Origin of the sequence: Zavarzinia sp. (assembly GCF_049306435.1) — a bacterium.
In the GTDB taxonomy this organism is placed as follows: domain Bacteria; phylum Pseudomonadota; class Alphaproteobacteria; order Zavarziniales; family Zavarziniaceae; genus Zavarzinia.
In genome coordinates, this window is sequence record NZ_JBAQRT010000051.1 from 1 (window position 1) to 5,510 (window position 5,510).

Annotated in this window: 5 protein-coding genes, 1 pseudogene and 1 riboswitch; all 6 genes and pseudogenes read right to left on the bottom strand. The window is 68.3% G+C overall.

Going from position 1 to position 5,510, the window contains the following annotated elements; all coding sequences use genetic code 11:
• A partial coding sequence (locus WAZ62_RS02735; RefSeq protein WP_422642002.1) for an ATP-binding cassette domain-containing protein occupies window positions 1-367 on the bottom strand: 367 nt, incomplete at its 3' end.
• Window positions 367-1,374 carry a FecCD family ABC transporter permease gene (locus tag WAZ62_RS02740; protein WP_422642003.1) on the bottom strand — a complete coding sequence of 336 codons (1,008 nt, stop codon included), beginning with the start codon at window positions 1,372-1,374 and terminating at the stop codon, window positions 367-369. The genes WAZ62_RS02740 and WAZ62_RS02735, both read right to left, overlap by 1 nt.
• Complete coding sequence (locus WAZ62_RS02745) at window positions 1,371-2,183, bottom strand: ABC transporter substrate-binding protein (protein ID WP_422642004.1); 813 nt, start codon at window positions 2,181-2,183, stop codon at window positions 1,371-1,373. The genes WAZ62_RS02740 and WAZ62_RS02745 overlap by 4 nt, the downstream gene beginning before the upstream one ends.
• 82 nt (window positions 2,184-2,265) lie before the next feature.
• Window positions 2,266-4,179 carry a TonB-dependent receptor plug domain-containing protein gene (locus WAZ62_RS02750; protein WP_422642005.1) on the bottom strand — a complete coding sequence of 638 codons (1,914 nt, stop codon included), beginning with the start codon at window positions 4,177-4,179 and terminating at the stop codon, window positions 2,266-2,268.
• A 154-nt stretch (window positions 4,180-4,333) separates the two neighbouring features.
• A riboswitch (cobalamin riboswitch) is annotated at window positions 4,334-4,527 on the bottom strand.
• Window positions 4,528-4,575: 48 nt separating this feature from the next.
• On the bottom strand, window positions 4,576-5,217 hold the full coding sequence (gene bluB / locus WAZ62_RS02755; protein ID WP_422642006.1) for a 5,6-dimethylbenzimidazole synthase: 642 nt from the start codon (window positions 5,215-5,217) through the stop codon (window positions 4,576-4,578).
• A pseudogene (locus tag WAZ62_RS02760) lies at window positions 5,214-5,510 on the bottom strand (threonine-phosphate decarboxylase); the annotation flags it as partial. The pseudogene WAZ62_RS02760 and the gene bluB, both read right to left, overlap by 4 nt.

The following is a 5,510-nucleotide window of genomic DNA, read 5'->3' on the forward strand; positions in this document are numbered from 1 at the left end:
GGGCGCGGGCGACCGCGGCCCGGTCCGCCGCCGATTCGCCCGCCAGCGGCCTTCGATGCGGCAGCCGGCCGAGACGGACCAGTTGGTCGACCCGGATCGGCCATTGCGCCTCGGCATCCTGGGCAAGATAGGCGAGGCGGCGGGCGAGCCTGGCCCGGCCGAGGCCGCGCAGGCTCTGCCCGTCATAGGTGACGCTGCCCGCCGCCGGCACCGCGAGACCGGCCAGATGGCGCAGCAGCGTGGTCTTGCCGGCGCCATTCGGCCCGATCAGCCCGACCATTTCGCCGGCCCCGAAGGCAAGGTCGACATCGCGCAGCAGCAGGGTATCGCCCACCCGGCAGCTCAGGCCCCTGGCTTCGATCCGCATCACGCCCCCTCCCGCCGCAGACGGTAGATGAGGGAGAACAGGAAGGGCGCGCCGACGACGGCGGTCACCACCCCCAATTTCAGCTCGGGCTGGATGCCGATGAGGCGAACGCCGATATCCGCCGCGAGCAGCAGGACCGCGCCGCCAAGGCCGGAGACCAGCAACAGCCGCCCCGGCCGATGGCCGACGAAGGGCCGCAGCACATGGGGCACGACGAGGCCGACGAAACCGATGGCCCCGGTCACCGCCACCGCCGCCCCGACCGAGAGCGCGGCCCCGGCGACCAGCTTCAGGCGCAGGCGCGGCAGGTCGAAGCCCATGCTGGCCGCCGTGTCGTCGCCCAGCGACAGCCCGTCCAGCGCCCGCCCGGACGACAGCAGCAAGGCCCAGCCCGCCGCCATCAGGGGCAGCGCCAGCACGACATGGTCCATGCTGCGGTCAGTCAGGGAGCCCATCAGCCAGAAGGTAATCTCCACGACGGCATAGGGATTGGGCGAGAGATTGAGGGCGAGCGCGGTCAAGGCCCCGGCGAAGGCGGAAACCGCGACCCCGGCGAGGACGAGGGTGGTGGTCCCTGCCCCCCGACCGACGAGGACATAGAGCAGCACGGTCGCGACCAGCGCCCCGGCGATGCCGCCCAGCGGCAGCGCGAGGCCGAAACTGCCCGCAAGCCCGGAATAGAACACGAGCACGGCGCCGAGCGCGGCGGCGCTGGAGACGCCGATCACCCCCGGCTCCGCCAGCGGATTGCGCAGCAAGCCCTGCATGGCCGCCCCGGCAAGACCAAGGGTGAAACCGGTCATCGCGCCCATGAGGGCGCGGGGCAGGCGAAGCTCGGTCAGGATCACCGCCGGCAGCGTCTCCCGCCCGGCGATTACATCGTCGACGGCGGCCGACAGATCGAAGGGGGCATAGCCGATGGCGACAGACACCGCCATCAGCGCCAGCATGGCGAGGGCGAGCAGGCCCGCCAGCAGGGCATAGGGCGGCTCGCGTAACCGGGTCATGGCGTGCCTTCGATCTGCCCGCCGGCACGGGCGAGGGCCGCCACCGCGTCGACGATGGCCGGGCCGGCGCAGGTCCACAGGCGCGACGGCAGGCCCGTCACCGTTATCCGGTACGGCATGTGGCGCAGCACCGGATGACGCAGCACGTCATAGGCAAGGGCGGGGGCCGGCACTTCCTCCTCGTCGAGGATGACGAGATCGGGCTTCGCCAGCACCAGGGCTTCGAGGGGCATTTCGCGATAGGTCGAGAGGGCGGGATCGGCCCCCAGATTGGCGAGCCCGGCCCGCCGGATCAAGGTATCGACCAGGGAGCCGCCGCCCACGGTAAAGCCGTTCGGCCGCAGCACCAGCGCGCGCAGGGGCCGGGGCGCCGGCTGTAGGACGGCGAGGCGCCGGTCCATGTCGGCGATCATGGCTTCGCCCCGCTCCGGCCGGCCGACGAGTTCGGCGACCTCGCGGATCTGCGCCGTCACCGCCTCGAAACTCACCGGCGCGTCGAAGGCGACGACCCGCATGCCCGCCTGCTTGAGCAGGGCGACCGTCGCCTGCGAGGTATAGATGCCGGCGAAGACGATATCGGGCCGCGCCGCCAGGATTTCCTCGGCAAGACCATGGTTCACCGGAACCTGTTCGGCGAGCGCGGCGACATTGGAGCCGCCGGGATCGCGCGAGAGATAGGAGACGGACACCACCCGGTCGAGATCGGCGAGCTGCAACACCAGCTCGTCGGTGCAGAGATTCATCGAAGCGATGCGGGCGGGCGCGGCGCCAGCCGGCGCACAGAACAGCAGGACGGCGGCGAGAGGCAAGCCGAAGACGCCCCTTCCCCGACGAGATTCCGGCCTTCGCCGGAATGACGGGAATGAAGGAAGGGGACGCCTCATCACGACCTCAGAAATCCGCCTTCACGCCGGCATAGGCGGCGCGGCCGGTGCTGCCGTAATTCCAGGCTTCCTCGTATTGCGCATCGCCCAGATTCTCGACCCGCGCGTAGAGCTGCACATTGTCGAGCACATCGTAGGACCCGGCGAGGTTCACCAGCGTATAGCTGCCGAGGTTCTGGGTCGTATAGGTCGCATAGTCGATATCGGTCGTGTCGCTGTTGACGACGATGCCGAGGTTCACCTGCGCCTTCTCGTCGAGGAAGCGGTAACCGATGTCGAAACTGCCCTGATGCACCGGCTGCAGGATTTCGGGCGCGGCACGGTTGGCGTCGTGGGAATGGGTATAGGTATAGGCGGCGCGCAGGCTGAGGTTCTTCACCGGCTCCAAGGTCGCCTCGACCTCGATGCCGCGATGGCGCGAGGTCGCGGGATCGTTCTGGGGCGTGCTGCCCAGGAAGATGCCGGTGAACGGGTCATAGAGATAGACCGTGGTGATCTCGTTGCTGATGCGCTGGTCGAAATAGGTCAGGCCGAAGCTCAGGCGGTCGCCGAACAGCATCTGGTCGAGGCCGACATCCCAGCCCTTGGCCTTTTCCGGCTGCAGGTTCGGATTGCCGATGTAACTGCCGCCGTAACCGTAAAGCTCGTTGATGGTCGGGTTCTTCACCCCGGTGCCATAGGACGTGCGCAGCTTGGTGCCGGTCGCCGCGATATCATAGGCCGCGGTCAGGCGGTAGGTCGTCGCGTCCTCGAACTTGTCGTTGGCATCGCGGCGCAGCGCACCCGTCAGCGACAGCGCGTCGAACAGGGCGAGCTGATACTGCGCGACATAGGAGGTCTGGGCCATATCCTGCTGGACGTAGCTGTCGATCTCGTCGTGCTGATATTCGATGGCGGCGGTGACGGTGTGGGAAAGATCGCTGCCGGTATCGAAGCTCAGGTTGCTCTGATAATCGTATTTCGTCGTCTCGCCCCACAGTGTCGAATCCGGCCACAGGCCGGGCGCGGTGTAATCGACATCATTGCGGAAATGGCTGACGCCGAGACGTTGGGTCCAGCGGCCGTCGAGCAGGGCGAGCCGGGCCTGGCCCCGGGCGAAGGTCTCGGTGCCATCGGCGACCGAGGGCCAGTCGGCCAGCGTGTAGAAGGGTGGCGGCGTGTCGTCGTATTCGCTGCGGTAATCCGTGTTGCGGAACACGACATCGAAGCCATAGAGCTTGGACGGATCGTAGCTGGCGTTGACGAAGGACGAGAGGCTGCGGAAACCGTCCTCCTCGCTGTTGCCGCGCCATTTCGAGGCCGAGGAGGTGCCGGTGGTGGAAAAGCCCGAGGCCCCGGCGCGGATGCTGAAACCATCGCCCGCCGCATGAGCCGAGACCGAGGAAGCGTAGGTGTTCATGCTGCCACCCTCGGCGCTGATGGTCACACCCGAGCCCGGCTCGCCCTTCTTGGTGACGATATTGATCACGCCGCCCACCGCGTCGGAGCCGTAGAGCGCGCTCTGCGGCCCGCGCAGCACTTCGATCCGCTCGATATCCTGGGCCATCAGATGGCCGAAATCGAATTCGGAACTGGAAGCCGGATTGTTCACGGCGACGCCGTCGATCAGCACCAGGGTCTGGTTGCTTTCCGAACCGCGCAGGCGAACCGTGGTCTGATTGCCGAAACTGCCGTGCCGGCTGACCGCGACGCCGGGAATGAGACGCAGCGCGTCCGAGACGACGCGGATCTGTTTCGCCTCGATCTCCTCGGCCGTGATGATGGAGACCGCGCTGCCGACCTCGGTCAGCGGCGTCGCCTCGCCCCGGTTGGCGGTCACCGAAACTTCGGGCAAGGCTTCGGCCTCTTCGGCATGGGCCGCGCCAAGCCCAAGGGCGAAAACGGAAACGGAAAGAAGTAACGTCTTGCGAATGCAGATCATGCCCAACCCCACGGTGCCGGTTTCCCGGCTCGTCCAGAAACGGACGATGCCACGCGGGGGCTCCCTTCGAAGGGAGCGGCCGACCCGCCGCGACAACGTCCAAGACGCATCACCGCAGCGGTTTTCCGCACCAAAAGCTCTCCCGGCCCCTGGTTGAGTGATGCCCTTGGCGGCAGGTCTCCTGGCTCGCGGGTTATGGCCGTCGCATCGTCTTCCCGGCAGTAACGCCAGTGACCTCTGATGCGAGGCTCGCCGCTCACAGTTGCGGGGACAGCCACGGTGGAGCACCGACAGGTGCCTTCCGTGTTCCCTTTTCATCCCGAAGGAACCGCCAAAGCAGGCGCAGTTGAAGCGTGATCGGCGGTCGATGTCAATCCTGTTGCTGCCCCTGCGGGATCAGCGGCGGAACAGACGCTCCGACAGGGGGCTGCGGGCCTGCCAGCCGAGGCGGGCCAGTTCCGCGTCCTCATGCTCCTCGACCGGATAGCCGATGCAGAGATAGGCGATCAGATGCCAGTCGGCCGGGCAGTCGAGATCGGCGTTGATCGTGTCGGGATCGAGAATCGACACCCAGCCGAGGCCGACGCCATGGGCCCGCGCCGCGAGCCACAGGGTATGGACCGCCGTGGTCGCCGAATGCTCGATGGTTTCGGGCATGGTGCGCCGGCCGAGGCCGGCCCCCTGCTGGGGATGAAGATCGGCGAAGACGGCGAGATGGACCGGCGCCTCGCGCAGGCCCGAGAGTTTCAGCCTTGCATAGAGCGCTGCCCGTTCCCCGGCGTAGTCGGCGAGGGCTTCCGCGTTCGCCCGCTCGAAATTGGCGATCACCGCGGCGCGCCGCGCCGGCTCGTCCACGGTGACGAAGCGCCAGGGCTGGCTGTTGCCGACCGAGGGCGCGAGATCGCCGAGCAGCAGCAATTCGTCGAGCAACCCCTCCGCCAGCGGCTCGGCGCGGAAGCGGCGGACATCGCGGCGCCAGCGCAGCAGGGTCTCGAACTGGGCGCGGAAGGCGGCATCGAAGACGGGGGGCGCGGTCATGACAGCGCCGCCGCCAGCCGGTCGAAATCGGCGTCCCCGGCCAGCAGGCCGAGGCGGAGGATATCGGGGCGCCAGGCAAAGGGCCGGGTCAGGATGCCGGCCCGGGCCAGACGCTCGAACCAGGCCGCCGCGTCCTTGCAGGCATAGAGGCGGAACAGCCGGCAGCCGCCCTCGACCGAAAAGCCGGCGCCGGTCATCAGGGCATCGAGCCGGGCCGCCGTGCTCGCGGTCCAATCGGCCGCCGCGCGGCGCCATTCCTCGTCCGCCAGCGCTGCCCGGCCGACGGCGATGGC

Excerpts from the sequence above, each read along its gene's own strand:
- WAZ62_RS02740 (WP_422642003.1), bottom strand. The coding sequence starts at position 1,374 with ATGACCCGGTTACGCGAGCCGCCCTATGCCCTGCTGGCGGGCCTGCTC.
- WAZ62_RS02750 (WP_422642005.1), bottom strand. The coding sequence starts at position 4,179 with ATGATCTGCATTCGCAAGACGTTACTTCTTTCCGTTTCCGTTTTCGCC.
- bluB (WP_422642006.1), bottom strand. The coding sequence starts at position 5,217 with ATGACCGCGCCCCCCGTCTTCGATGCCGCCTTCCGCGCCCAGTTCGAG.